The organism is Rhodococcus sp. NPDC003348 (assembly GCF_053589375.1).
In genome coordinates this window covers 44182-69968 of sequence record NZ_JBSFRT010000033.1, presented here as the reverse complement: position 1 = coordinate 69968, position 25787 = coordinate 44182, and the positions used below count along the sequence as shown (strand labels likewise).

Annotated in this window: 24 protein-coding genes; 18 read left to right on the top strand and 6 right to left on the bottom strand. The window is 70.4% G+C overall.

The window, feature by feature from the left end:
- Positions 1 to 83: 83 nt before the first annotated feature.
- The 7 genes from ACWDU4_RS20510 to ACWDU4_RS20480 all read left to right on the top strand — a co-directional run bounded on the left by ACWDU4_RS20510 (position 84) and on the right by ACWDU4_RS20480 (position 7894).
- Entirely contained in the window at positions 84 to 758 is a 675-nt protein-coding gene (locus ACWDU4_RS20510) for a TetR family transcriptional regulator (protein ID WP_450115755.1), read from the top strand.
- A gap of 147 nt (positions 759 to 905) precedes the next feature.
- Entirely contained in the window at positions 906 to 2063 is a 1158-nt protein-coding gene (locus ACWDU4_RS20505; RefSeq protein WP_450115754.1) for an acyl-CoA dehydrogenase, read from the top strand.
- A gap of 124 nt (positions 2064 to 2187) precedes the next feature.
- Complete coding sequence (locus ACWDU4_RS20500) at positions 2188 to 3384, top strand: sensor histidine kinase (RefSeq protein ID WP_450115753.1); 1197 nt, start codon at positions 2188 to 2190, stop codon at positions 3382 to 3384.
- A 7-nt stretch (positions 3385 to 3391) separates the two neighbouring features.
- Positions 3392 to 4072, top strand: coding sequence for a response regulator (locus ACWDU4_RS20495; RefSeq protein WP_450115752.1), 681 nt, complete (start codon positions 3392 to 3394; stop codon positions 4070 to 4072).
- Between the two features lie 162 nt (positions 4073 to 4234).
- On the top strand, positions 4235 to 4981 hold the full coding sequence (locus ACWDU4_RS20490; protein ID WP_450115751.1) for an ABC transporter ATP-binding protein: 747 nt from the start codon (positions 4235 to 4237) through the stop codon (positions 4979 to 4981).
- Positions 4975 to 7455, top strand: coding sequence for an FtsX-like permease family protein (locus ACWDU4_RS20485; RefSeq protein WP_450115750.1), 2481 nt, complete (start codon positions 4975 to 4977; stop codon positions 7453 to 7455). The genes ACWDU4_RS20490 and ACWDU4_RS20485 overlap by 7 nt, the downstream gene beginning before the upstream one ends.
- Before the next feature lie 19 nt (positions 7456 to 7474).
- A complete protein-coding gene (locus ACWDU4_RS20480; protein ID WP_450115749.1) occupies positions 7475 to 7894 on the top strand; it encodes a hypothetical protein in 420 nt (139 codons plus the stop codon).
- A gap of 39 nt (positions 7895 to 7933) precedes the next feature.
- Here ACWDU4_RS20480 and ACWDU4_RS20475 read toward each other — a convergent pair whose 3' ends face one another.
- A complete protein-coding gene (locus tag ACWDU4_RS20475) occupies positions 7934 to 8656 on the bottom strand; it encodes a TIGR03089 family protein (protein WP_450115748.1) in 723 nt (240 codons plus the stop codon).
- Positions 8657 to 8698: 42 nt separating this feature from the next.
- Positions 8699 to 10249: an LCP family protein gene (locus tag ACWDU4_RS20470; protein ID WP_450115747.1), complete on the bottom strand. Its 1551-nt coding sequence runs from the start codon at positions 10247 to 10249 to the stop codon at positions 8699 to 8701.
- Between the two features lie 113 nt (positions 10250 to 10362).
- Here ACWDU4_RS20470 and rfbD point away from each other — a divergent pair, with 113 nt between their 5' ends.
- The 5 genes from rfbD (at position 10363) to ACWDU4_RS20445 (ending at position 14936) form a co-directional block, all read left to right on the top strand.
- Positions 10363 to 11232 (top strand): dTDP-4-dehydrorhamnose reductase, encoded by an 870-nt coding sequence (gene rfbD, locus ACWDU4_RS20465; protein ID WP_450115746.1) that lies wholly within the window; start codon positions 10363 to 10365, stop codon positions 11230 to 11232.
- A 10-nt stretch (positions 11233 to 11242) separates the two neighbouring features.
- Entirely contained in the window at positions 11243 to 12121 is an 879-nt protein-coding gene (locus tag ACWDU4_RS20460) for a glycosyltransferase family 2 protein (RefSeq protein WP_450115745.1), read from the top strand.
- Position 12122: 1 nt separating this feature from the next.
- The gene (locus ACWDU4_RS20455) at positions 12123 to 13229 is read left to right on the top strand and encodes a sugar phosphate nucleotidyltransferase (protein ID WP_450115744.1); all 1107 of its coding nucleotides are present in this window, start codon (positions 12123 to 12125) and stop codon (positions 13227 to 13229) included.
- Positions 13230 to 13298: 69 nt separating this feature from the next.
- Positions 13299 to 14084, top strand: coding sequence for an SGNH/GDSL hydrolase family protein (locus tag ACWDU4_RS20450; protein WP_450115743.1), 786 nt, complete (start codon positions 13299 to 13301; stop codon positions 14082 to 14084).
- A 171-nt stretch (positions 14085 to 14255) separates the two neighbouring features.
- Complete coding sequence (locus ACWDU4_RS20445) at positions 14256 to 14936, top strand: GNAT family N-acetyltransferase (protein ID WP_450115742.1); 681 nt, start codon at positions 14256 to 14258, stop codon at positions 14934 to 14936.
- A 4-nt stretch (positions 14937 to 14940) separates the two neighbouring features.
- Here ACWDU4_RS20445 and ACWDU4_RS20440 read toward each other — a convergent pair whose 3' ends face one another.
- The 3 genes from ACWDU4_RS20440 to cofD are packed head-to-tail and all read right to left on the bottom strand — an operon-like array spanning position 14941 to position 17860.
- Positions 14941 to 15492 carry an NUDIX hydrolase gene (locus tag ACWDU4_RS20440; protein WP_450115741.1) on the bottom strand — a complete coding sequence of 184 codons (552 nt, stop codon included), beginning with the start codon at positions 15490 to 15492 and terminating at the stop codon, positions 14941 to 14943.
- A complete protein-coding gene (locus ACWDU4_RS20435) occupies positions 15489 to 16859 on the bottom strand; it encodes a coenzyme F420-0:L-glutamate ligase (RefSeq protein ID WP_450115762.1) in 1371 nt (456 codons plus the stop codon). The genes ACWDU4_RS20440 and ACWDU4_RS20435 overlap by 4 nt, the downstream gene beginning before the upstream one ends.
- A gap of 23 nt (positions 16860 to 16882) precedes the next feature.
- Complete coding sequence (cofD, locus tag ACWDU4_RS20430; protein ID WP_450115740.1) at positions 16883 to 17860, bottom strand: 2-phospho-L-lactate transferase; 978 nt, start codon at positions 17858 to 17860, stop codon at positions 16883 to 16885.
- A 513-nt stretch (positions 17861 to 18373) separates the two neighbouring features.
- Here cofD and ACWDU4_RS20425 point away from each other — a divergent pair.
- Complete coding sequence (locus tag ACWDU4_RS20425; RefSeq protein WP_450115761.1) at positions 18374 to 18640, top strand: WhiB family transcriptional regulator; 267 nt, start codon at positions 18374 to 18376, stop codon at positions 18638 to 18640.
- 131 nt (positions 18641 to 18771) lie between these two features.
- On the opposite strand, the gene ACWDU4_RS20420 is transcribed toward ACWDU4_RS20425, so the two are convergent.
- On the bottom strand, positions 18772 to 19257 hold the full coding sequence (locus ACWDU4_RS20420) for a metallopeptidase family protein (protein WP_450115739.1): 486 nt from the start codon (positions 19255 to 19257) through the stop codon (positions 18772 to 18774).
- A gap of 81 nt (positions 19258 to 19338) precedes the next feature.
- On the opposite strand from ACWDU4_RS20420, the gene ACWDU4_RS20415 reads away from it, so the two are divergent.
- The 5 genes from ACWDU4_RS20415 (at position 19339) to ACWDU4_RS20395 (ending at position 25599) form a co-directional block, all read left to right on the top strand.
- On the top strand, positions 19339 to 19716 hold the full coding sequence (locus ACWDU4_RS20415) for a DUF3499 domain-containing protein (protein ID WP_450115738.1): 378 nt from the start codon (positions 19339 to 19341) through the stop codon (positions 19714 to 19716).
- A 160-nt stretch (positions 19717 to 19876) separates the two neighbouring features.
- Positions 19877 to 21253, top strand: a complete 1377-nt coding sequence (locus tag ACWDU4_RS20410) for a phosphomannomutase/phosphoglucomutase (RefSeq protein WP_450115737.1) — start codon at positions 19877 to 19879, stop codon at positions 21251 to 21253.
- A gap of 144 nt (positions 21254 to 21397) precedes the next feature.
- Complete coding sequence (locus ACWDU4_RS20405) at positions 21398 to 22525, top strand: tobH protein (RefSeq protein ID WP_450115736.1); 1128 nt, start codon at positions 21398 to 21400, stop codon at positions 22523 to 22525.
- On the top strand, positions 22526 to 23755 hold the full coding sequence (gene manA / locus ACWDU4_RS20400) for a mannose-6-phosphate isomerase, class I (protein WP_450115735.1): 1230 nt from the start codon (positions 22526 to 22528) through the stop codon (positions 23753 to 23755). It abuts the gene before it with no gap.
- A 281-nt stretch (positions 23756 to 24036) separates the two neighbouring features.
- On the top strand, positions 24037 to 25599 hold the full coding sequence (locus tag ACWDU4_RS20395; protein WP_450115734.1) for an amino acid permease: 1563 nt from the start codon (positions 24037 to 24039) through the stop codon (positions 25597 to 25599).
- The last annotated feature ends 188 nt before the right edge of the window (positions 25600 to 25787 follow it).

The window sequence follows — 25787 nt, the reverse complement described above, 5'->3', positions numbered from 1 at the left end:
GCACCGTAGGCGCCTGTGCGCCTTTTCGGTGGCTCCAGCCACCGAAAAGGCGCACAGGCGCGAAGCGCCTCTACGCTGAGGCCATGCCCGACGATTCAGACAGCTTTCGGCTTCAGGTGGTGTCGGAGGCGCTACGGCTGTTCTCCGAGCAGGGGTACGAGGCCACCAGCGTCGACGAGATCGCCGACGCCGCGGGCATTTCGCGCCGGACGTTCTTCCGGCAGTTCCGGTCCAAGGAGGACGTGGTCTTCGCCGACCACGAGATCCTGCTCGCACAGGCGTCCCGGTTCCTCGCCGAGGACCACGCCGACCCCTGGGATGCGGTGTGCGATGCGGCCGTGATCGTCTTCGAGCGCTTCTCGCACTGGGACGACGTCGCCGCCCGCCGGTACGCGGTGGTGCACGAGGTGCCCGCACTGCGGGACCGCGAGATCGTCACCGGCTACCGCTACGAGCGGCTCTTCGTCGAGTACCTCCGTCGTGCGCTGCCCGACGCCGACGACCTCGCCCGCGTGCAGTTCGCGGCATCGGTGACCGCGACGCACAACTACCTGCTGCGCCGGATGGTGCGCGACGGCGCCGAGACCACCTCCCCGGAGTTGCGGGCAGCGCTCGCCGAGATCCGCCGGCGTGTGGACCCGGCGGACACCGAATCCGATCGGGACGAGGACGTCGTGGTCGCGGTGTTCCCGCGCGGGACCGCGCCCCAGCGCGTGGCGGACCTGCTCCAGCGCAGGCTGGACGGTCATCGGTCGTAAAGGGTGGCACTCGGTGCCGCGCCCTGGCACGTAGTACCCCGAGCTCGTCGGAGGGTGTGCGGTATGATGGCCCGTGAATGGCACTGAGTGCCGCGCTGATCGTCTGACCCACATGCGGTGACGCGACTTCCCACCAAGGAGCGACTGATGGCTGGAAACCCGGACTTCGACCTGTTCAAGCTCGCTGACGAGCACGACGAGCTGCGGGCCGCGATCCGCGCGCTGGCCGAGAAGGAGATCGCGCCGTACGCCAAGGAGGTCGACGAGAAGGCCCGGTTCCCGAAGGAGGCGCTCGATGCCCTCATCGCGTCCGGCTTCAACGCCGTCCACGTCCCCGAGGCATACGACGGCCAGGGCGCCGACTCCGTCGCCGCGTGCATCGTCATCGAAGAGGTCGCGCGTGTCTGCGGTTCCTCCTCGCTGATCCCCGCCGTCAACAAGCTCGGCACCATGGGCCTGATCCTCAAGGGCTCCGAGGAGCTGAAGAAGAAGGTGCTCCCCGAGATCGCCGGCGGTGCGATGGCGTCCTACGCGCTCTCCGAGCGTGAGGCCGGCTCCGACGCCGCCGCGATGCGTACCCGCGCCAAGGCCGACGGCGACGACTGGATCCTCAACGGCTCCAAGTGCTGGATCACCAACGGCGGCCAGTCCACCTGGTACACCGTCATGGCCGTCACCGACGCCGACAAGGGCGCCAACGGCATCTCCGCGTTCATGGTCCACAAGGACGACGAGGGCTTCGTCGTCGGCCCGCTCGAGCACAAGCTCGGCATCAAGGGCTCGCCGACCGCCGAGCTGTACTTCGAGAACTGCCGCATCCCGGGCGACCGGATCATCGGCGAGCCAGGCACCGGCTTCAAGACCGCCCTCGAGACCCTCGACCACACCCGCCCGACCATCGGCGCGCAGGCGATCGGTCTGGCCCAGGGTGCGTTCGACGCCGCACTCGCGTACACCAAGGACCGCAAGCAGTTCGGCACCTCGATCGCGTCGTTCCAGAACACCCAGTTCATGCTCGCCGACATGGCGATGAAGATCGAGTCGGCCCGCCTCATGGTCTACACCGCGGCCGCTCGTGCCGAGCGCGGCGAGAAGAACCTCGGCTTCATCTCCGCCGCCGCCAAGTGCCTGGCCTCCGACGTCGCGATGGAGGTCACCACCAACGCGGTGCAGCTGTTCGGTGGCGCCGGCTACACCACCGACTTCCCGGTCGAGCGGATGATGCGCGACGCCAAGATCACCCAGATCTACGAGGGCACCAACCAGATTCAGCGCGTCGTCATGTCGCGCGCCCTGCTCAAGTGAGCTGACGCACAACACCCCCAGCGTTCCCGAATGGCCCATTCGTTCAATCGAACTGAACGGATGGGCCATTCGGGCACTGTCGTCTCCGGGGAGGATGCCGGGAACGGTGGCTACGCTGGTGCCCATGCCCCGATTCCCGCTGAGCGAGCGGTGGTACCGCTGGAGTGCCGAGCACGTCGTCGGCATCGACCGCACGGTCGCGGTGCTGCTGACGTTGCTCTGCGGCACCCTGGTGGCGTTCACCGGCGAGGGCGTCGACCTCGTCGCGGTCCTGATCACGCTGGGCATGACGGTGCCCCTGGCCTGGCGGCGTACCCACGTGGCCGCGGCCGGGATGACGGTGGCGGCCTTCGCGGTCGCGCATGTGATCCTGGTGCCGAACATGATGCTGCCGTCGGTGATCGCGGTCCCGATCGCGCTGTACGCGCTCGCCGCCTACGGTCCCCGGTGGGCGAGCAGCACCGGACTGGCCGTCGCGCTCCTCGGCGCACTGGCGGCCGGGTTGCGCTACTTCCGCGGCGAGTCCATGAACTGGCAGGGAACGACGTTCACCACGGCGTTCCTGATCGTGATCGTCGTCGCGGTGTGGGCGTTCGGCGATCTGCGGCGGGTACGCAACCAGGAACTCGAGGGCCTGACCGAGCGGGCGCGGTTGCTCGAACTCGAGCGGGCGCAGGAGGCGGAACTGGCGGCGATGGGCGAACGCACCCGCATCGCCCGCGAAATGCACGACATCGTGGCACATTCGCTGACCGTCGTGATCGCCCAGGCCGACGGCGGACGCTACGGTGCGCCCTCGGATCCCGCGGCCGCGGTCGCCGCACTCGAGACGATCGCCGAAACCGGCAGGCAGGCGCTGACGGACATGCGCGCGCTGCTGTCGGTGCTGCGTGAGGACGCCCCGCGGGAGACGCGCTCGACGCCGCAGGTGTCGGACATCGAGGAGTTGGTGGGTGACGTGCGGCGCGGCGGACTGCGGGTCGACCTGCAGGTCGAGGGGGAGCCGCGCGAGCTGTCCACCGGCGCCGGACTGACCGCGTACCGGATCGTGCAGGAGTCGTTGACCAACGTGCTCAAACACGCGGGACCGGCCGCGCAGGTCGTGGTCACGGTGCGGTGGGCCGACCACGGGCTCGAGTTGAGCATCGTCGACGACGGTCGCGGGGCCGCCGGAGCGCTCGTCCCCTCGACGGGTGGCGGGCAGGGAGTGCTGGGGATGCGGGAACGAGCGGAACTGCACGGCGGCGACTTCGACGCCGGTCCGATCCCCGGCGGCGGGTACCGGGTTCGAACCGAATTGCCGTACACGAGAAGGGTGTGAGAACACGATGTCGGATGACGGGAACCCGATCCGGGTGGCCCTGGTCGACGACCAGCAACTGGTCCGGGCGGGCTTCCGGATGGTTATCGACTCCCAGCCGGACATGACCGTGGTGGTCGAGGCATCGGACGGCGCGCAGGCGTTGCGTGAGCTGGCCGACGTCCGGGCCGACGTGGTGCTGATGGACGTGCAGATGCCGAACCTGGACGGCATCGAGGCGACCCGGCGCATGACGGCCGGCGAGCCGGCCCCGAAGGTGGTGGTATTGACCACCTTCGACAACGACGAGTACGTGATCGGTGCGATCTCGGCCGGGGCCAGCGGATTTCTCCTCAAGGACGCCCAGCCGGAGGAACTGCTCGCCGCACTGCGGACGGTGCACCGCGGTGACGCGGTGATCGCGGCCCGCTCGACTCGCCGGCTGCTGCAGCACGTGGGGCCGATCCTGTCCGGTCCGCCGCAGCGTCTTCCGGACGATCTGACCCCGCGGGAGGTGGAGGTGCTCGAGGCGATGGCGTACGGGTTGTCCAACGCCGAGATCGCGGCGCGATTCCACGTCTCGGAGGCGACCGTGAAAACGCATGTGGGACGGGTACTTTCGAAGACGGATTCGCGCGACCGGGTGCAGGCGGTGGTATTCGCGTACCGGATCGGCCTGGTCCGGCCCGAGGACCTGCTCCGCGGGTAGTGCCCGCGCGTTCCGCCGATCTCGGCCCCGTCCCGCGGGATGGCGTCAGCGGTGTCCCCCTCCGGTATGACACACCACCGGCGGTGGGTATGACGCGGCACCATCGAAGATCCCCCCGCACGGCGACGACCCGGACGTGTCCGCGCACCTAGCGTGGAAAGCATGACCACACTGGACATTTCGGCGGCACGCGCGGTCGCGTTGACCAAACTGCACGGGGAAGGGGAGGCCGCGGTCCGCGCGCTGGACGCGGTGGACGTCGAGTTCCGCCGCGGCGCCTTCACCGCGATCATGGGCCCGTCCGGGTCCGGCAAGTCGACTCTGATGCACTGCCTCGCCGGCCTGGACGAGCCGTCCAGCGGCCGGGTGTATCTCGGGGAGACCGACCTGACCGGACTCGACGACCGGGGCCTGACCGAACTGCGCCGCGACCGGATAGGGTTCGTGTTCCAGGCGTTCAACCTGCTGCCGGTGCTCACCGCGGAGGAGAACATGCTGCTGCCCATGCGCCTGGCCGGCGTCGAGCCCGACCGGATGTGGATGCATCAGATCGTCACCCGGCTCGGATTGAGCGATCGGCTGGCGCATCGGCCGCACGAGTTGTCCGGTGGCCAGCAACAACGGGTCGCGGTCGCCCGGGCGCTGCTGCCCCGACCCGACGTCGTGTTCGCGGACGAACCCACCGGCAACCTGGACTCGCACGCGGGCGCCGAGGTGCTCGCGCTGCTGCGCGCCAGCGTCCGGGAGGTCGGGCAGACCGTGGTGATGGTGACCCACGACCCGGTCGCCGCGTCCTACGCCGACCGGGTCGTGCTGCTCGCCGACGGCCACGTTGCCGGTGAAATCGACTCTCCGACGCCGGATTCGGTGATCGAGACGATGCGAGGCCTGGGGGCGCGCGCATGCTGAGCCTGACGTTGGCGCAGGTCCGCGCCCACGGCGGCCGCTACCTGGCCTCCGGTGCCGCCATCCTGATCGCGGTGGCCTTCGTGGTCGCGACGCTGGTACTCGGTTCGACGACCTCCGCGAGCGTGACCAACTCGCTCGCCGGTCAGTACCGGACGACCACGGTGGTGGTCGACGACCTCGCGGGCGCCGGGCGGGCGCGAGCCGCGGCCGAGCAGGTCGCGACCCTCCCCGGAGTGCGGGCGGTCACCGTCGACGCGCAGGCGCCGGTGAAGGTCGCCGCCGCCGGTCGCGGCAAGCTGTTCGGCACGATCACCTCGCTCGCGGAGGCGCCGGACCTGCGCTGGCAGCGGCTCGCCCAGGGCCGCTACCCGACCGGGCCCGGGGAGATCGCGGTCGGATCCGGCGCGGGACTCGCGATCGGGGACAGCGTGGCGGTGACCGTGCGCGGCGCGCGCGCCGACGAGCGGACGGAAGCGGTCACCGGCACGGCGACGGTGGTCGGCGAAATCGACCTGTCCGGCAGCGCGCAGCGTCTCGGTGGTGCGGCGGTGTACACGACGAACCAGCAGCTCGAGGCTTGGGCGGGGGACGGTGGGCCGGATGGTGCGGTGGCGCACGAGATCCGGGTGGCCGGCGACGGCGATCCGGCCGCGCTGAGGGACGCGGTCGCCGCGGCACTCGGGCCGGACGTCACCGTGCACACCGGATCCGAGCGGGCCGAGCTGGCGTCGAAGGCGTACCTCGGCGACACCGACGCCATCCGCAACGTGCTGCTGGCCTTCGCCGCCGTCGCGGTGGTCGTCGCGGGACTGGTCATCGCGAACACGTTCGCGGTGCTGCTGGCCGCGCGAACGCGCGAACTGGCGCTGCTGCGGTGCGTCGGCGCCACCGCGCGTCAGATCCGGCGCAGCACCGGGATCGAGGCCCTCGCCGTCGGGGTCGCGGCGTCGACGGCCGGGGTGCTCGCCGGAATCGGGCTGGCGTGGGCTGTGACCCGGGCGGCCGCGGCGTTCGATGCACCGGTGCCGCTGGACACACTGGCCGTCACCCCGGCCGCCGTCCTGGCCGGTCTCGCGGTCGGAATCATCGTCACCTACCTGGCCGCGGTGGCACCGGCCCGCGCCGCCACTCGCGTCTCCCCACTGGCCGCGCTCGCGCCCGTCGAGGCGACCGCCGAATCGGCGGCGACCTCGAGGACACGGCTGGTCGCCGGGGTGGCCGGACTCCTCGCCGGAATCACGGTGCTCGGACTCGGGGTGTACGCCGAGCAGGTGGCGGTCGCCTGCGCTGGCGGCATCGGGACTGCGCTCGGTGTGGTCGTCCTCGGCCGGAGCATCGTGCCGCCGCTGGTGGCCGCGGTGGGCAGGGTGCCTGCGCGGCTGGTCGGACCCCTGGGGGAGTTGGCGGTTGGCAATGCGCTGCGGAACCCGCGTCGGACCACCGCGACCGCGACGGCACTGCTGGTCGGGGTGACGGTCACCGCGACGATGGTCGTCGGGATCGCCACGGTCGGAGCGGCGGCGCCGCGGGCGCTGGACGAGCAGTTCCCGGTCGACGTCACGATCGACGCCGACACCGGTCTGCCGCCGGGCCTCGAGGGGCGGATCGAGGGGATCGAGTCGGTGACCTCGACAGCACCCCTGCTTGGGGCCGACGTGGTCGCCGGTGACGGCACCCGGCTCGCCGTCCTCGGTGTCGACCGGGTGCAGACGGCCGCGACCCTGCGGATCCCGTTGACGTTGCCCGCGGCCGGGGAGATCTCGCTGTCGCCGGAACAGGCGGAGGCGGTCGGCGCCGCGCCCGGCGGCCGGCTGGACGTCGAGCGCGCGGGTATCCGCCGGTCCCTGACGGTGGTGGCGGGCCGGGAGGGACAGCCGGCGCTGGTCGAGCGGGCCGACGCCCTTGCCCTGGCGGCGGTTCCACAGTCGCTGTGGATCCGGTTGGTGGACGGATTGCCCGACCGCGACCTCGTGGCCGCGCAGAGCGAGATCACCGACGTGGCAGAGGAGTTCGCCCCCACCGCCGAGGTGGGAGGGGCGGTGTCGATGCGTGCGGCGATCGACTCGATCCTCGACGTCCTGCTGCTGGTGGTGGTCGGACTGCTGTCGGTGGCGGTGCTGATCGCGCTGATCGGTGTCGGCAACACGATGGCGCTGTCGGTGATCGAGCGCCGGCGCGAGTCGGGTCTGCTGCGGGCACTCGGCGTGACCCGGTCCGGTCTTCGATGCCTGCTCATCTGTGAGGCCGTGCTGGTCGCGGTTGTCGCGTCGGCGCTGGGGGTGGTGCTCGGGTCGGTCCTCGGCGCCGCCGGGACGGCCTCGGTGTTCGGCATCGACAGACTGGCCCAGGGTTCGATGCCGTGGCTGCAGTTGGCGCTGATCGTGCTGGTCGGCGGCGTGGCGGGGGTGATCGCCGCGGTGGTGCCTGCCCGAACCGCGGCGCGGGCCACTCCGGTTCAGGCGCTTGCCGTCTGAGCGGGGCTAGCCTGGCGTGATGCGTCCGGCGACACTCCGTCAGCGGGCCCGGACCGGTCGCACCCGACTGGTCCGGGACTCGCGCGGGAGCGTCGGTGCCCTGGTGGCGACGGGCGCGGCCCTCGGTTACGCCGCCGCGCTGGGCGCCCGGATCCGGTACGACCACGCGCACGGCCTGTTCGTGTGCACCGACCTGAGATTCGGGTTCGCCCGCGGCGGGACCACCGTCGGTGCCGTCTACCTCACCCGAACCAACGTGTCACCGGCGATGCTGCGGCACGAGTCCGTGCACGCCGAGCAGTGGGCCCGGTACGGGCTCACCTTCGCGGTGCGTTACCTGGCCGAAGAGATCCGGCGGCCGAGGCACCGCAACAGGTTCGAGATCGAGGCCGGACTGCGCGACGGCGGGTACCTGCGCGGCGCGGACGGGAACCGCTGACGGGTGGTCGAGTCTGCCGGTCGGGCCGATCGGGTGCCGTCAGCCGCGGCGGGCGGTGACCTTCTCCGCCTCGATGCGACGCTCCGTCCGGTCCGGGTCCGGGTTCGTCACCTGCACCAGCGACGCGCCGACGGCCAGGATCGACAGCAGTCCGTCGACGAGCTCACCGGCCGTCGTCCAGTCGGTGGTCGACAGCACCCGGTCCTGCGCGGAGAACCCTTGTGCCGAAGCCGATTCGGTCGCGGCACCGAGCACCTCGACCACCGATCGTCCGTCCAGGGCGGGTGCGCCTGCGGGCGCGGCGTCGGGGCGGAACTGGTCACCGTGCACCCGAACCGAGGTCGCGTAGTCGGTGACCCCGACCGGCAGGTTCTCGGCGGGACGTCCGAACGCGTCCAGCGAAAGCACCGCGATCTCGGCGGCGTCCGCCGCCTCGTCGAGGCGATCCGCGGTGATCAGGGCCAGGTCCGCGTCGGGGTCCGGCTCGAGCACCACCTCGGCGCCGGCCCACCAGCAGCCCAGGAGCACTGCGGCGCTCTGCCAGTGCGCGGGCAGCAGCACGCACACCCGCGACCCCGGCACCAGTCCGAACTCGTCGCGGATCAGGTTGGCGGTCTTGGCCGCCCAGTTCGCGAGGGTCAGCGCCGACAGTTCGATCCGGGCGCCGGACCGGTCGTCGTACCAGGTGACGCGGGGACCGGCCGGGTCGCGCTGCAGGATCGGGTCGAGCAGTGCCGAGGTGAGGTTCGTCGCTGCTGTCATGGTCTGGCCCTGCTCCCTCGGTTCACGCGCTCGTTCACGCATTCAGTTCACGCACTGCGGGCCCGTGCGCCCCGCGTCGATCGGCGGGCCGGGCGGGACCGGGGTCGGGCTGGTGCCCTGGTCGACGATGTCGGAGGTCGGGTCGGTCGAGGTCGTCGCGGACGTCGACCCGGAACCGGGACCGTCGTAATCCGTGGCGAGGACCACCCGCACCGTGTTCTTCGTCAGTGCGGAATCCTGCACCACCGGCAGTCCGCCGAGTGAAGCGGCCACCGATTTCGCGGCGTCGGAGTCGGGGTCGGCGGCCCGCACCTGGCTCTCCGACACCGTGTCACCGGTGTTGTTGCCGACGACGCCGGGCCGATACCCCTTGGCGGACAGGGCATCCGAGACCCGGGCGGCGAGACCGCCGATGCCGCTGTCGTTGGAGACGTCGACGATGACGGTGGACGGATCCACGGTCGGCGTCGGTTCGGTGTCCTTGTCGGTGTCGCTGTCCCCGGCCAGTCCGGCCACGTGCGCGCGGACGGCCTTCGGATCGACCTGGACGATCGACTCGCCGTAGTCGGTCATGGCGTTGATGTCGACCACCGGGATGGTCTCGAACCGGATCTGCCCGCCGGCGAGGTGCTGCAGTTCCCGCGCGAAACCGATGACGTCCCAGTCCTCGTCCAGCACGACCGACCGCTGCACGGCGGACGTCAACTGCGACAGCTTGCCGGGGTTGCTCAGCGTCTTGGCGCTGAGGACCTCGTGCACCAGCGACGCCATGAACACCTGCTGCCGCACGATCCGGTCGAGGTCGCCGCGCTGCAGTTCGTGCCGCTGCCGCACGAACGACAGCGCCTGGGCGCCGGAGAGGGACTGCTCGCCGGCGGGGAAGTTCGCGCCGGACAACGGCTCGTCGACGGCGTTGTTCAGACACACCTCCACGCCGCCGACCGCATCGGTGAGCAGCACGAACCCCAGCAGGCCGATCTCGGCGTAGTGGTCGACGGTGACGCCGGTGAGGTCGGCGACCGACTTGATCAGCGCCTCCCGGCCGGCCTGGGTGGCCTCCTTCTCGGCGGTCGCGTCGTCGGTGCCCTCGTCGACGAGCTTCTGCTTCTCCGTCGCCTTGGTCGCCCCGAACGCGGCATTGATCTTCGACATCCCGATGCCCGGAACCTTGACGTACGAGTCGCGGGGAATGGAGATCGCGGTCGCCGACTCGCCGTTGCTCGGAATCCGGACGAGCACGATCGTGTCGGTGTTGTCGGCCTCCGCGTCACCGGCGCGCAGGGACTCGAGTTCCTGCTGGCTCAGCGGGTTGCCGTGCGCGTCGGTGCGGCTGTCGGTGCCCACGAGCAACAGGTCGAGCGCGCCGTCCTTCGTCCCGCCGAGTCCGAGTCTCGCGGTCGCGAGATTCGATTCGAGCGCGTCTACACCGCGCCACGCGAATCCGGTGACGACCAGCACGAGGGCCGCCACCGCAGCGATCGCCACCTGCAGCGGCCGGGCCCGTGAGGTCCGGGCCCCGTCTCGTGCGCCGTCGGCCGTCCTCGAGCGCCGGTCGCTCGTGGTCGACCGGCGCGCTCGTCTCTCGCCCGGCACCCTGTTGTCCGGCAAACGCTGCCCCTAACCGTTCTCCACCAATCCGGGTCCTAGGCTACTGGCGAACACCCGGCGACCCGGTGAGCCGAAACCGGCGTGCCAGACTTTGCGGTGTGACGAATATCGTTGTGACCGGTGCCGGCGGGCAAGTCGGCACCCAGTTGCTGCGCCGCCGGGACAGTGCCCGCGCGGCAGGCATCGAGATCGCCGGACTCACGTCGACGGACCTGGACATCACCGACGAGGCCGCCGTACGGGACGTCGTCCGGCCCGGCGCCGTCGTACTGAACTGCGCCGCGTACACCGCGGTCGACGCCGCCGAAACCGAGCTGGAGGCCGCGACCGCGACGAACGTGACCGGGCCCCGGATCCTCGCGGAGGCGACGGCCCGGGCCGGTGCCCGGCTGGTGCACGTGTCCACCGACTACGTGTTCGCCGGTGACGCGGTCGCGCCGTACGACGTGGACGCCCCCACCGGGCCGCGCACCGTGTACGGACGCACCAAGCTGGCGGGGGAGCGCGCGGTGCGGAGCGCGGACCCGTCCGCCGTCGTGGTGCGCACCGCCTGGGTGTACACCGGGACGGGCTCCGACTTCGTCGCCACGATGCTCCGGATACAACGTGAGCGCGACACCGTCGACGTCGTCGACGACCAGATCGGGTCGCCGACGTTCGCCGGGGACCTGGCCGACGGGCTGCTCGAGCTGGCCGCCAGGCCGGGCATGGCGGGCACGGTGCTGCACGCCACCAACGCGGGGCGAGCCAGTTGGTTCGACCTGGCGCGAGCCGTGTTCGCCGGGGTCGGCGCCGACCCCGAGAGGGTGCGCCCGTGCAGCAGCGACCGGTTCCCGCGACCGGCACCCCGGCCTGCCTATTCGGTCCTGTCCCCGTCGTCGTGGGCGGCGGCGGGCCTGACGCCGCTGCGTCCCTGGGAAGAGGCACTGGCAGCGGCCCTGGATCAGTTGCCGACCGGCAGCGGATAGGGTGACGGGCGTGAGTTCGCAGCTGGCCGTGGTGACGGTGACGTATTCGCCCGGCAAACACCTCCAGGGTTTCCTGGACACCCTCGAGGACGCAACCGAGCTGTCGACGCAGGTCATCCTCGCGGACAACGGATCCACCGACGGCGCGCCCGAGGCCGCGGCCGAGGCCAACGACCACGTCCGGCTCCTGCGGACCGGCGGAAACATCGGCTACGGCGGTGCGATCAACCGGGCCGTGGCCGAGATCGATCCGTCGGCGGAGTTCGTCGTCATCGCCAACCCCGACATCCGCTGGGGTGCCGGGTCGATCGACGAGCTGCTCAAGGCGGCGGCGCGGTGGCCGCGCGCCGGGGCGCTGGGACCGCTGGTTCTCGAACCGGACGGCACCGTCTACCCGTCGGCGCGGCACGTCCCGGGTCTGGTGTCCGGTGCCGGTCACGCGGTGCTCGGCACGGTGTGGCCGTCGAACCCGTGGACCACTCGGTACCGGCAGGAGGACGAGCAGATCTCGGAGCGGGCGGTCGGCTGGCTGTCGGGGTCGTGCCTGCTGGTGCGGCGCGCCGCGTTCGACTCGATCGACGGCTTCGACTCCCGCTACTTCATGTACATGGAGGACGTGGACCTCGGCGACCGGCTGGGCCGGGCCGGGTGGCACAACGTGTACGTGCCGTCCGCCGAGGTGACCCACGCGAAAGGACATGCGGCGGGACGGCATCCGGAGCTGATGCTGCCCGCACACCACCAGAGTGCATACCGATTCCAGGCGGATCGTCATCCACACTGGTGGCAGGCACCGCTGCGCTGGGCGCTCAAGGGGGGCTTGGCGGTGCGATCGAAAATGGCTGTTGCGGCGGCCGTACGAAGCAGAGCGAAGGACGAGGGGAACTGACATGACGGTGACGAACGACACCGCCGAGAAACTGGAAGTCGGTGCGGTGGACGCGGTTGTGCTGGTGGGAGGGAAGGGAACCCGGCTGCGGCCGCTGACCCTGTCCGCGCCCAAGCCGATGCTGCCGACCGCGGGACTGCCCTTTCTGACGCACCTGCTGGCGCGCATCAAGGCCGCGGGCATCACCCATGTCGTTCTCGGCACCTCGTTCCAGGCGGAGGTGTTCGAGGAACACTTCGGTGACGGCTCCGAGCTGGGGCTGGAGATCGAATACGTCACCGAGACCGAACCCCTCGGCACCGGCGGCGGCATCCGCAACGTGCTGCCGAAGCTGCGCGCCGACAACGTCATCGTCTTCAACGGCGACGTGCTCGGGGGCACCGACCTGCGTGACGTTCTCGCCTCCCACTCGGAGCACGAGGCGGACGTGACCCTGCACCTGGTGCGGGTCGGCGATCCGCGCGCGTACGGTTGCGTCACCACCGACGAGGACGACCGCGTCACCCACTTCCTGGAGAAGACGCAGGACCCGCCGACCGACCAGATCAACGCAGGCTGCTACGTCTTCAGGCGCGAGATCATCGAGAAGATCCCGTCGGGTCGCCCGGTGTCCGTCGAACGCGAGGTGTTCCCGAACCTGCTCGCCGACGGCCGTCGCGTGTACGGCTTCGTCGACAACTCGTACTGGCGCGACATGGGCACACCCGAGGACTTCGTCCGCGGGTCCGCGGACCTGGTGCGGGGCATCGCGCCGTCACCGGCACTGAACGGGCAACGCGGTGAGTCGCTGGTTCATCCCGGCGCGGGTATCGGTCCCGGTGCCGTGCTGATCGGCGGCACCGTTGTCGGTCGCGGCGCCGAGGTCGGTGCCGGGGCGCGTCTCGACGGTGCCGTGCTGTTCGACGGTGCGGTCGTGGAGGCCGGTGCGACCGTCGAGCGGTCCATCATCGGCTTCGGCGCCCGGATCGGGCCGCGGGCGCTGGTGCGGGATGCGGTGATCGGTGACGGTGCAGACGTCGGTGCCCGCTGCGAACTGCTGCGCGGGGCGCGGGTGTGGCCGGGTGTCACGCTGCCCGACGGCGGGGTGCGGTTCTCCACCGACGTCTGACGTCCGCGCCATGTTGCATGGCGCAACCCTGTCGGATGTGACCTGACGCACGCTGGCAGTATGGGTGGCGTGAGTGCGCCGGAACCTGTCTTTCACCGCTATGTCGCCCTGGGTGACTCGTTCACCGAGGGCCTCGGCGACCCGGCACCGTCCCGGCCGAACGAGCTTCGGGGCTGGGCGGATCGGGTCGCCGAGCAGCTCGCCGACCGGACCGACGACTTCGCCTACGCAAACCTCGCGGTGCGCGGCAAGCTGCTCGGGCAGGTGCTCGACGACCAACTCGATGCGGCGCTGACGATGTCGCCCGACCTCGTGACGATGTACGCGGGCGGCAACGACCTGATGCGCCCGTCCGTGGACATCGACGCACTCGTCGCCCGGTACGACGACGCGGTCGGCAGGCTCACCGCCGCCGGCGCGACCGTCGCGATCTGGACGGCCTACGACGCCGGCTGGGACTCGGTGTTCAAGATGTTCCGCGGCCGGACCGCGATCTACAACGAACTCGTTCGTGGTGTCGCCGACAGGCACGGCGCCACGCTGATCGACTTCTGGCGGTTCGACGGCTACGACGACGACCGGATGTGGGACTGGGACCGGCTCCACATGTCGACCCACGGGCACCAGCGGATGGCCGTCGAGGTGCTCGACGCGCTCCGGGTCCCGCACGGTCTGGTGGTTCCGGACCTCGGACCCGCGCCGGTCCGCAGCGCGGCCGAGGAGAAGAAGATCAAGTCGACCTGGCGCCGGGAATTCCTGATGCCGTGGATCGGACGCCGGCTCACCGGCAAGTCGTCCGGCGACGAGGTGACCCCGCGCAGGCCCGCTCTCGCTCCGATCTCCGTCACCGACTGACGATTCCCTGCGGGGCGGTCGGTGGACGGGCGTGTGCACACGGGTGTTGCGGTGCGCACGTGGGTGTTCGGCGTCCAGGGGTTGTGTGGGTGCGGCAACCGGGTTGTGTACCGGGGGTTCTGCCGGTGGGGTGGCGGCCGCCGTCGAGTTTCGGAGCCGTAAGGTGGTTGGGTGCAGGAGAATTCAGTGCCGGACCGATTCGTCCCGATCTCGGACCCGCGCCCGGAAGAGGGTCCCTGGCCGCAGATGACGTGGCCGGTCGATCCCGGAACCGCCTTGATCGGGAAGGCCGTGGAGCTGGCGCCGCTGGACCCGGTGGCGGATGCGGCGGAGTTGTTCCGCGCGCTCGACCACGACGCGGTGTGGGCCCACGTCCCGGGGCGACCGCGCGACGCCGAGCACTTCGCGGAGATACTCACCGCCCGCAGTGCCGGCGCGGACTGGCACCTGTGGACCGTCCGCACCCGAGTTCCCGTCGGCGACACACCCGCCGGCGCGGTCGTCGGTGTGAGCGGCTACCTCGACGCGAACCAGCACGACGCCAGGATCGAGATCGGCTACACCCTCTACACGCCGGCGGTGTGGGCCGGGGTGGTCAACCCGGAAGCCAAGCTGCTCCTGCTGGGATACGCGTTCGACACCCTGGGCGCCGGCCGCGTCCAGCTCAAGACGGACACCCGTAACCAGCGCTCGCAGCAGGCCATCGCGCGTCTCGGCGCCCGCTACGAAGGAACCCTGCGGCGGCACTTCCGCCGTGAGGACGGCACGATCCGCGACTCCGTCATGTTCGCGGTGATCGCCGAGGACTGGCCCGTCGTTCGCCGCGGGCTCGAGGCGCGCCTCGACGCCTGAGCGTCTATCTCCGCGATCGGGCGAGCGTGACGAGGTGGTCGATCGTCTCGTGCTCGGCGGAGTCGGGCAGGGCGTCGACGGGCCACCAGCGCAGGTCGTCGGACTCCTCGCTGCGCACCGGCTCGGCGCCGACCGGCGCCCACACCAGGAATCGCAGATCCAGGTGCCGGGTCGGCTTGCCGAGCGAGCAGGTGATCGGATGGGTGTGCGCGGACAACAACGCCGGTTCGATGCGCAGGCCGTCGATCCCGGACTCCTCGGTGGCCTCGCGCAGCGCCGCGTCGACCACCGTCTCGTCGCCGGGCTCACAGTGCCCACCGAGCTGAATCCACCTGCCCACCTTGGGATGCAGCGTCAGCAGCACCTGAGTGCCGTCCTCGGAGAGCACCAGCGACGACGCGGTGATGTGACCCGGCTCGTGTTCGCGCAGACACCCCAACGGGGCGGCGTCGAGGAACGCGAGCATCGTGTGCCGCAGCGACTCGTCGGCCTCGTTCGGCGTCTGCCAGTGCGACAGCGCCGCGTGCGCCGACCGGTGCAGCGACTGTGCGGTCACAGCTCCACCAGCAGCTCGCCGGGAACGACCGGAGGCCGCGGCGACAGCGGTTCGTTCGGGTGCCCGATCGCGACCGAACCGAGCGGCTGCCAGTCGTCGGCCAGTCCCAGCTCGGTACGAACCAGGTCCGGTGCGAAGATCGTCGACCCGATCCAGCAGCTGCCGATTCCCCTGGTGGCCAACGCAACCAGTAGTCCCTGCACAGCGGCGCCGGCGGCGACGGTGAACATCGTCTGCTCGGCCGCGGTGCGCGCGGCGTCCGGGTAGCTGTGCGCACCGTCCGGAACGCAGAACGGGATCACCAGCTCCGGGGCGTCGAACAGGATCTTGCCGCGGTCGAGCCGTGTGCTGATCGCCTGCTCGCTCAACCCGTCCGCTGTGAGGTCCGCGCGCCATCTCTCGCGCATCGCGTTCAGCAGCCGCAGCCGCACCTCGCCGGTGCGTATCCAGACGAACCGCACCGGCCGGGTGTGGTGCGGGGCGGGTGCCGTCAAGGCCTCCGCGATGGAGTCCTGGATCAGCTCGGGTGCAACGGGATCCGGACCGAAGGTGCGCACCGAGCGACGCAGCAGCAGGGCCTCGCCGCGGCCGCGTTCGATCGCCTCGTTCGCACCGAGCCAGAACAGGTCCTCCTCGCCCCGCCGGATCAGGTCCGACGCGCTCGACCCGTCGTCGCCCAGCGACAGTCCGCGCACCACCGCGACCGGCATGCTGCCGGTCTTGCCCTTCACCAGATCACCTGCGGCGGCGAGTTCGTCGGCGACGGCGACCGAGGTGACCATCAGTTCGTTGCCCTGGGCATCGACCGATCCCGCGTACCCGTGCAGTACGGGCACGCCTGCCGATCCGATCGCCGCGTCGGTCTGCCCGTTGCGCCACGCCCGGCCCATCGTGTCGGTGATCACGACCGCGACCCGAACCCCGAGCAGCTCGCCCAGTCGCGCGCGCAACGCCCGCGCGCTGGCGTCCGGGTCCTCCGGGAGCAGGGCGAGTTCGGCCGGGTGCACGTTGGAGCCGTCGATGCCCGAGGCGGCCTGCACGATGCCGAGGCGGTTCTCGGTGATCAGCGTGCGGCCCTTGCGGGCCAGCACCCGCACCGCCTCCTGATCGACCAGCAGGCGCCTCGCGGCGTCGCGCTCCTCGGGGTCGGTGGGAGAGGCCACGATTCGGCCCTCGACCTTCGAGACGATCTTGCTGGTGACCACCAGCACATCGCCGTCCACGAGCCACGGCGCCGCGCCCGCAAGGGCGGTCGCGAGGTCGTCGCCGGGCCGGAACTCCGGCAGCCCCGGCACGGGCAGGATCTCGATTCCCGCGCTCGCCCCGTGGTCGTCGATCGCCCCGTTCACGCCGTGGTCGGCGACCATTCCGTTGGTGCCGTGGTCGGTGCTCACAGGTCCACTCCGGCCAGCTTCAGTGCTGCGCGCGCCATCTCGGCCGTCGCCTCAGGGTCGGTCATCAGCAGCGGCACGGCCCGAACCTCGACACCCGGCACCTCGGCGGTGTCGGTGTCGTGGATCAGCCAGCCGTCCAGGATGCCGGTCGACGAACGCGCGCCGTAGTACCGGCCCACCGCCTCGGCGGAGGTCTCGACCCCGATCACGTCGAGGCACTCGTCTGCCATGCCTCGCAGCGGCTTGCCGTCGATCACGGGGGAGAGGCCGACGACCTTCGCGCGGCCCGTGCGCAGCGCGCCGCGGATACCGGGCACCGCGAGGATCGCGCCGATGCTCACCACCGGGTTGGACGGGGCCAGCAGCACGACGTCGGCGTCCTCGAGTGCCTCGAGCACCCCGGGTGCCGGCGTGGCGGCGTCCGCGCCGACGTGGGCGAAGCTGTGCGTGGGGACCTGGGCGCGGTGCCGCACCCACCACTCCTGGAAGTGGATCGCCCGCTGCTCGCCGTCGGCGGGATCGGTGATCACCACATGGGTCTCGCTGCGGTCGTCGGTCACCGGGAGCAGTCGAACGCCGGGTTGCCAGCGGTTGCACAGTGCCTCGGTGACCGCGGACAGCGGGTATCCGGTGCGGAGCATCTGGGACCGGATCAGGTGGGTGGCGATGTCCCGGTCGCCGAGGCCGAACCAATCCGGTTTCGCGCCGTAGGCGGCGAGTTCTTCCTTGGCGTTCCAGGTCTCGCCGACGTGACCCCATCCCCGCTCGGGGTCGATTCCACCACCGAGGGTGTACATGCAGGTGTCGAGATCGGGGCAGATGCGCAGTCCGTGCATCCACACGTCGTCGCCCACATTGACGACCGCGGTGATCTCATTTGCTGCAGAATTGCCAACCGATTGGCCGAGCAGGCTGCGCACCCCCATCAGGAAGCGTGCCCCGCCGACTCCACCCACCAAAACTGTGACCTTCACAGTCCACGAGCCTAGGCGTCGAGGCCCGGGGCGGGGGCGGCGCACCCCACACAAGCGTCCAGTTATTTTTCCGGGTGGCCGCGGGATGGCGGGGAATATGCGGCGACACGCTGTTGACGGGCGGGAATCTGCCGAAGGTTGCGATCGGATGCGTTGTCGCTAGCAAATCATCTTTCGGCTTGACCCGACCGAATGGTCCGTGTGTAATCACGTGTATGTCATTTCGCGGTGACCATCCGAGAAGGATTGTGGTCAACCGCTTTCGAACATTTGTTCCTGCTGGTGTAGGGGTGGTTCGGGAGCTGCGGAAAGGCTGTGCCGGGGAGGAAAATTCAACAGCGCAGATAACAGTGCGCTAACAATAAGGTGAAGGAGGCGGAACGGATGGCCAACCAGCACGGAGGATCGATGACTCGATTGAGCGCGCTTGGCGACGAACCGCAGACCGATTCCATGGCAGACGTAATGGGGGACGTCCGCCGATCCGAGGGCGAAGGGAATCACGATCGCCCGATGCTCAGCCTGATCGTGGGCGGCTTCGACGAGATGTTCGATGCCGTCGAGGATCAGTGGCAGGACCGCGCACTGTGTGCGCAGACCGATCCCGAGGCGTTCTTCCCGGAGAAGGGTGGATCGACGCGGGAGGCGAAGCGCATCTGCCTCGGCTGCGAGGTGCGCGACGAATGCCTCGAGTACGCGCTGGCAAACGACGAGCGCTTCGGCATCTGGGGCGGACTCTCGGAGAGAGAACGCCGCCGTCTCAAGAAGGGCATCATCTAGCGCGCCGGATCTCGAAGAGGTTCGGCGCGTGTGTTTTTCGGCGCCGTCACCGATTCGACACCGTCGTTGTGCTTGGCGCCGTCGTCGTTCGGTCGGCCGTTCGCTTCCCGCGACCGTCGACCCGACGACCGTCAATCGCCTTGGTCGTCGGACAGGTCGGGATCGATGACCTCGGGGTCCACCCCGAGGTAGGTCGCGACCTGCCGCACGAGGACCTCGTTGAGCAGGTCGACGAGGTCGTCCGGACGCTTGGCCCGCAGTTCCAGCGGTCGGCGGAACAGCACCAGTCGCGCCCGCGTCGCATTGCCGTGCCGGTCGACGCCTGCCGGTACGAGGCGGGACAGCGGCACGGGGCCCTCCGCCACCACCTCCGGCGGCCAGGTGACCGAATCCGGGTCCAGTGCACGGATTTTCGGTACCTCGTCGACGGCGATGTCGAGTTTCGTCATGCGCTCGCGCCAGCGCGCATCGATCGGCGCGAACGCCTCGAGGACAAGCATGTCGAACTGTTCCGCGCGGGTGCGCCAGGCCGGCACTCCGGGTGGGAGCACGGGCCCGCGAATCCCGCGACCACGCCGAGCCGCGGAACGGGAAGTCAGTGGTCGGGCTCTGCGCATAACTGTCGATGCTACCGACGTCCGGGTGTCTTCGGTGTGTCCGAGTAGGCGCGGCGGGACGGGGGCGCTACCCTCTCATTCGTGAGAGGACTGCGTCGATGCTGCCGGCCCGGGTGCAAGAACCCCGCCGTTGCGACCCTGACGTACGTCTATTCCGATTCCACCGCCGTCGTCGGGCCGCTCGCCACCGTCGACGAGCCGCACTCCTGGGACCTGTGCGAGTCGCACGCGTCCAGGATCACCGCACCGAAGGGCTGGGAACTGGTCCGGTACGAGGGCGGGTTCTCCAGTTCGACCCCCGACGAGGACGACCTGACGGCGCTCGCCGAGGCGGTTCGGGAGGCCGGCCGCGGCGAACGTGGTGACTCGGTCTCCGGCGATCGGTCCGCTCCGGCACCGACCACGACCCGCACCGGTCGTCGCGGTCACCTGCGAGTATTGCCCGACCCGGGTAACTGACGATCCTGCGGATCGCTGTCGCGCACCCACGGTCGTGATCGACGGTGGGGCGGAAGCGGGCCGCGTGGCACTAGGGTGATCGGGGTACGCCCTCGGCAACCCGCGCGCGACCGCGTACCGCGATGACCGAGCCGAGTCGAAGAACCGAGGAGAATCTGCAGTGGCACGAAGCGCCGAAACCGTCCATGCCCTCATCAAGGCATACGACGTCCGCGGTGTCGTCGGGGAACAACTCGACAGCGACTTCGTGCGGGACGTGGCCGGTGCGTTCGCTCGCCTGATGCGCAACGACCCGACCCAGCAGGCCACCCGAATCGTGATCGGACACGACATGCGGGCGTCCTCGCCGGACCTGGCAAAGGTGTTCGCCGAGGGGGTCAACGCCCAGGGGCTCGACGTGGTACTCATCGGGCTCGCGTCCACCGACGAGCTGTACTTCGCGTCGGGACTGCTCGACTGCCCGGGTGCGATGTTCACCGCCAGCCACAATCCCGCCCGCTACAACGGAATCAAGTTGTGCCGCGCCGGAGCGAAGCCCGTCGGCCAGGACACCGGGCTCGGCACCATCTCGGACGAGGTCATCGCCGGAGTGCCCGGCTACGACGGAACGCCGGGCACGGTCACCGAACGTGACGTGCTCGGCGACTATGCCGAGTTCCTGCGCGGCCTGGTGAACCTGTCGGCGATCCGTCCACTGACCGTGGCCGCCGACGCAGGCAACGGCATGGGCGGGCACACCGTCCCGGCCGTCCTCGGCTCGCTTCCCCTGACGATCGAGCCGCTGTACTTCGAGCTCGACGGCACCTTCCCCAACCACGAGGCCAACCCGCTCGACCCGAAGAACCTGGTCGACCTGCAGGCGCACGTGCTCGCGACCGGCGCCGACATCGGGCTGGCGTTCGACGGGGACGCCGACCGCTGCTTCGTCGTCGACGAACTGGGCAACCCGGTGTCGCCGTCCGCGGTCACGGCGCTCGTCGCCGAACGCGAACTGGCAAAGGAGCCGGGCGCCACCGTCATTCACAACCTGATCACGTCGCGTGCGGTGCCCGAACTGGTGACCGAACTCGGTGGCACCCCGGTCCGCACGCGCGTCGGCCACTCGTTCATCAAGCAGCAGATGGCCGAGACCGGCGCGGTGTTCGGCGGCGAGCACTCCGCGCACTACTACTTCCGTGACTTCTGGGGCGCCGACTCCGGCATGCTCGCCGCACTGCACGTGCTGGCCGCGCTCGGCGAGCAGGACAAGCCACTGTCGGAGCTGATGGCCGGCTACAACCGGTACGCGGCATCCGGGGAGATCAACTCGACCGTCGCCGATGCCGGCGAGCGCACCGAGGCCGTGCTCGCGGCGTTCGCCGACCGCACCACATCCGTCGACCACCTCGACGGCGTGACGGTGGAACTCGGCGACGGTGCCTGGTTCAACCTGCGCGCGTCGAACACCGAGCCGCTACTGCGCCTGAACGTCGAGGCCCGCACCGGTGCCGAGGTCGACGCCATCGTCGCCGAGGTGCTCGCGGTGGTGCGCGCCTGAGCGAGGCGAGCGAGACGAGTACGCGTTGAGGAGGACACACCTGCGGTCCCGGCAGTGCGAGAATGGTCGGGTCGGGCAATGCTCATGGGCCGAGTCCCCTGCGGTTGCGAGAGTCCTGAGCGGTTGCGAGAAAGGAAGGTTGCCATGACGGCTCCGTCACCCCTTCTCGATCTCGATGACGCCGCGGGTCTCGCCGCCGCCGACACCGAGGGTGCGATGCGCGCCGCGGCACTGGGCGGAGCCCAGGTCAGGTCGGTGGCCGAATCCGTGACCGAGGGGGTCCTCGACCGGCTCCGGGATCTGCGTCCGCGCAGCGTCGTGCTGGTGACCTCGGGTGGGCGCGCGGCCCGGGCCGCGTCCGTGCTCGTCGCTTCCGTCGGGCCGCAGTTCGGGCTGCCGATCGTGCAGTTGTCCACGGTCCCGCCGTGGGTCGGATCGCTGGACGTCGTGGTCGTGGCCGGTGACGACGCCGCCGATCCACGCCTGGTCGCCGCCGCCGATTCCGCCCTGCGCCGCGGGGCGGAACTGGTGGTGGTGGCCCGCGCGGAGGGACCGCTCGGTGCGGCGGCCGGGCGGGGAACGATCCTCGCGCCGCGCGTGCCCGTGCCCGACCGGCACGGCTTCCTCCGGTACCTGGCGGGCGGTCTCGGGGTTCTCGGAGCCCTCGACACCGGCCGGGGTGCGCAGCTGCCGGATCTCGCGGACCTCGCCGACCGCCTCGACGCGGAGGCCGCCCGCAACCATCCGTCGGCGGAGGTGTTCCACAACCCGGCGAAGTCGCTCGCGGTGCGTTTTCAGGGCCGCCGCGTGGTGCTCGCGGGCGACGGGCCTGCGACGACCGCATTCGCCGGCCACGGCACCGACATGTTGCTCGGCACGGCGGGGGTGACCGCGACCGCCGCCGACCTGGCGGACGTGGTGGCGTCCGCGGCGCTGCTGTCCGGGACCGGCGACGTGCCGCCCGGATACGACCCGCTCTTCCATGACGAGGAGCTGGACGGCCCGTCTCCGGTGACCCCGGCACGGGTGTTCGTCCTGGCCACATCGCAGTCGCGGAACGTGACGATGCGGAGAGTCGCGGTGCTTCCCGACGCGGAGGTGCTGTCGACTGCGGAGGAAGTCGATGAAATCGGAACGGGTGATCGTGAGATGACGGGTCGGGCCGCGAGTGGTTCCGCTCAGGGGGACCGTACCGAGACGGAGCAGCTGGCGGTGTTGGCCGTCCGGCTGGAAATGGCGGCTGTGTACCTGCGGCTGATCGGCGGGCGATAAGTGCATCTCCTGCAGGGCGCGCTCCGCACCTACGCCTGGGGATCGCGCACCGCGATCGCCGAACTGTGCGGCCGGCCGGTCCCGTCCAACCATCCGGAAGCCGAGCTGTGGCTCGGTGCCCATCCCGCGAATCCGTCCCGCCTGAGGGTCGGTGACGGCACGGTGTCGTTGCTCGACGCCATCGCCGACGACCCGGACGGCCAGCTCGGGGACCGGGCCAGGGCAGGATTCGGGGACCGGCTGCCGTTCCTGCTCAAACTGCTCGCCGCGGAGGAGCCACTGTCGTTGCAGGCGCATCCGAGCGCCGCGCAGGCGAAGGAGGGGTTCAGCCGTGAGGAGGCCGCCGGGATTCCGCTGGACTCGCCGGTGCGGAACTACCGCGACGACAGCCACAAGCCGGAACTCGTTGTGGCCCTGACCCGGTTCGAGGCACTCGCCGGGTTCCGGGACCCGCACCGCACGGTCGACCTGTTGCGGGCGCTCGACGTGCCCGCGCTCGAGCACTACATCGCACTGCTCGAGGGGCAACCGGATTCGTCGGGACTGCGGGCGCTGTTCACCACGTGGATCACCCTGCCGCCGCCGGCCCTGGGTGCGTTGCTGCCGCAGATCCTCGAGGGCTGCGTGCGGTACCTGTCCGACCCGTCGGCCCCGCGGGTGTACGCGCGTGAAGTGCAGACGGTGCTCGAGCTCGGCGAGTCGTATCCCGGCGACGCCGGGGTGCTCGCGTCGATGCTGCTGAACCGGATCACCCTCGAACCCGGGGAGGGGTTGTACCTGGCCGCCGGCAACCTGCACGCCTACCTGCACGGACTCGGCGTCGAGGTGATGGCCAACTCCGACAACGTGCTGCGTGGCGGGCTGACCCCGAAACACGTCGACGTGCCCGAGTTGTTGCGGGTGCTGGACTTCGAGCCGCTGACCGGCCCGGCCCGCACCGCCTCCACCGTGGACCCGGCGGAGCCCGTGCTGGTCTACGACACGCCTGCTCCCGAGTTCGCCCTGGCTCGGATCGAGTTGACGCCGGAGGCGCCGAGCGTCGATCTGAAACAGGCCGGGCCTCGAATCCTGCTGTGCACGTCCGGATCCGTCGCACTCCGCTGCGGTGGTGAGTCCCTGGTTCTCGACCGGGGCGAGTCGGCCTGGATCGCCGCATCGGATCCGACGGTCACGGTGCGGTCGACGGACGCGGGAGCACCGGCGCAGGTGTTCGGCGCCACCGTCGGCTGACCGGCGCTGCTGGAGGACACCGCTGCCCGGTGCCGACGCCGGTGATGTCATGGGCGATCGAAGAGGTCGAGGCGCGCGTGCGCGCGGCGTGCCCATTGTGCGGATGATTCACCTGCAGCCGGACCTGTACCGGGTCGTCACGCAGTAGTCGCGTCGGCGTCGGCCGCGGGCGCGGTCGCGACGGGCGATGCCGAATCGACGCCGACCGGCGCCCGCGAAATTCGCGGCCCGGGCCCGCGGGCGCAATAGGCTCACTCGGTACCCCTGTCGAGGAGGCAGCGATGACAGTGCACGAGGGATCGGGCGGCAGCGGAGGCCGGCGCGCCGGCCTGTTCCGGACGAAGTCGGTGGAGCAGTCGATCGCCGACACCGACGAGCCGGACAGCAAACTCCGCAAGGATCTGACGGCGTGGGACCTGACCGTGTTCGGTGTGGCCGTCGTGGTCGGTGCCGGCATCTTCACGCTCACCGCGCGGACCGCGGGCAACGTCGCGGGGCCGTCGGTGTCGCTCGCGTTCGTGCTCGCAGCGATCACCTGCGGTCTCGCCGCCCTCTGCTACGCGGAGTTCGCGTCGACGCTCCCGGTCGCGGGCAGCGCGTACACGTTCTCGTACGCGACGTTCGGGGAGTTCATCGCCTGGATCATCGGCTGGGACCTGATCCTCGAGTTCGCCCTCGCCGCGTCGGTGGTGGCGAAGGGGTGGTCGCTGTACCTCGCGGACGTCCTCGGTGTCGAGTCGACCGTGGTGAAGATCGGCGCCGTCAAATTCGACTGGGGCGCGGTCCTGCTGATCGCGGCGCTGACCGGACTGCTCGTGACCGGCACCAAACTGTCCTCGCGGGTTTCCGCCGCGATCACCGCGATCAAGGTCGGCGTGGTGCTGCTGGTGATCATCGTCGGCGCGTTCTTCATCACCGGCTCGAACTACTCGCCGTACATTCCGCCGTCGCAGCCCGGTGAGACGGGGGAGGGCATCCACCAGTCCCTGTTCTCGTTCATCACCGGAGCGGGTGGCAGCACCTTCGGCTGGTACGGCCTGCTCGCCGCCGCGTCGCTGGTGTTCTTCGCCTTCATCGGGTTCGACGTGGTCGCCACCACGGCCGAGGAGACGAAGAACCCGCAAAAGGCATTGCCGCGCGGCATTCTCGGCTCGCTGGCGATCGTCACCGTCCTGTACGTGGCGGTGACGCTGGTCCTGACGGGCATGGTGCCCTACACGGCACTGGCCGGTGACAGTTCGACACTGGCGACGGCATTCGAGGCCCACGGCATCACGTGGGCGCAGTGGGTGATCAACCTCGGCGCCCTCGCCGGACTGACCACCGTGGTGATGGTGATGCTGCTCGGCCAGACCCGGGTGGCGTTCGCGATGTCGCGCGACGGGTTGCTGCCGCGGCCGCTCTCCCATACCGGCAAGCACGGCACCCCGGTCCGCATCACCGTCATCGTCGGTGTGATCTCCGGCGCGCTCGCGGCGTTCTTCCCGATGGGCACCCTCGAGGAGATGGTCAACATCGGCACCCTGTTCGCCTTCGTGCTCGTCTGCATCGGTGTCGTCATCCTTCGCCGGACCCGGCCCGACCTGCCGCGCGGGTTCCGGGTGCCGTTCGTCCCGCTGATCCCGATCCTGGCCGTGCTCGCCTGCCTGTGGCTGATGCTGAACCTGTCCGTCGAGACGTGGATCCGGTTCGTGGTCTGGATGGCGATCGGCGTGGTCGTGTACTTCGGCTACGGCTACCGGCACTCGCTGGTCGGGAAGCGCCAGCGGCCGCAGCCCGGGCTGGAAGCGGAGGCGCTCGACCACCTCGGCGGTCCGGACGAACCGAGGCATCGGGGCCGATAGCCGCACGTCTCCGGGGCCGGCTGCGTCGCGGGCTCGGATCGCGGGCTGCGCGATCGGGACACCGGTGTGTCACGACGGTTGGCTTCCTGTCGCTTCGTGGCGCTGTGCTGCGCCCCGCTGTCCAGGTCTGTGCGGCCCAGGTGCGTTTACAAAACGATCCAAATGTCTAGACACGGGACAATATGGCG

Bases quoted from the DNA above. Each gene is read 5' to 3' on its own strand.
- ACWDU4_RS20510 (WP_450115755.1), top strand. From the start codon at position 84: ATGCCCGACGATTCAGACAGCTTTCGGCTTCAGGTGGTGTCGGAGGCG.
- ACWDU4_RS20505 (WP_450115754.1), top strand. From the start codon at position 906: ATGGCTGGAAACCCGGACTTCGACCTGTTCAAGCTCGCTGACGAGCAC.
- ACWDU4_RS20500 (WP_450115753.1), top strand. From the start codon at position 2,188: ATGCCCCGATTCCCGCTGAGCGAGCGGTGGTACCGCTGGAGTGCCGAG.
- ACWDU4_RS20495 (WP_450115752.1), top strand. From the start codon at position 3,392: ATGTCGGATGACGGGAACCCGATCCGGGTGGCCCTGGTCGACGACCAG.
- ACWDU4_RS20490 (WP_450115751.1), top strand. From the start codon at position 4,235: ATGACCACACTGGACATTTCGGCGGCACGCGCGGTCGCGTTGACCAAA.
- ACWDU4_RS20485 (WP_450115750.1), top strand. From the start codon at position 4,975: ATGCTGAGCCTGACGTTGGCGCAGGTCCGCGCCCACGGCGGCCGCTAC.
- ACWDU4_RS20480 (WP_450115749.1), top strand. From the start codon at position 7,475: ATGCGTCCGGCGACACTCCGTCAGCGGGCCCGGACCGGTCGCACCCGA.
- ACWDU4_RS20475 (WP_450115748.1), bottom strand. From the start codon at position 8,656: ATGACAGCAGCGACGAACCTCACCTCGGCACTGCTCGACCCGATCCTG.
- ACWDU4_RS20455 (WP_450115744.1), top strand. From the start codon at position 12,123: ATGACGGTGACGAACGACACCGCCGAGAAACTGGAAGTCGGTGCGGTG.
- ACWDU4_RS20435 (WP_450115762.1), bottom strand. From the start codon at position 16,859: ATGGTCGCCGACCACGGCGTGAACGGGGCGATCGACGACCACGGGGCG.
- ACWDU4_RS20425 (WP_450115761.1), top strand. From the start codon at position 18,374: ATGCTCAGCCTGATCGTGGGCGGCTTCGACGAGATGTTCGATGCCGTC.
- ACWDU4_RS20420 (WP_450115739.1), bottom strand. From the start codon at position 19,257: ATGCGCAGAGCCCGACCACTGACTTCCCGTTCCGCGGCTCGGCGTGGT.
- ACWDU4_RS20405 (WP_450115736.1), top strand. From the start codon at position 21,398: ATGACGGCTCCGTCACCCCTTCTCGATCTCGATGACGCCGCGGGTCTC.
- ACWDU4_RS20395 (WP_450115734.1), top strand. From the start codon at position 24,037: ATGACAGTGCACGAGGGATCGGGCGGCAGCGGAGGCCGGCGCGCCGGC.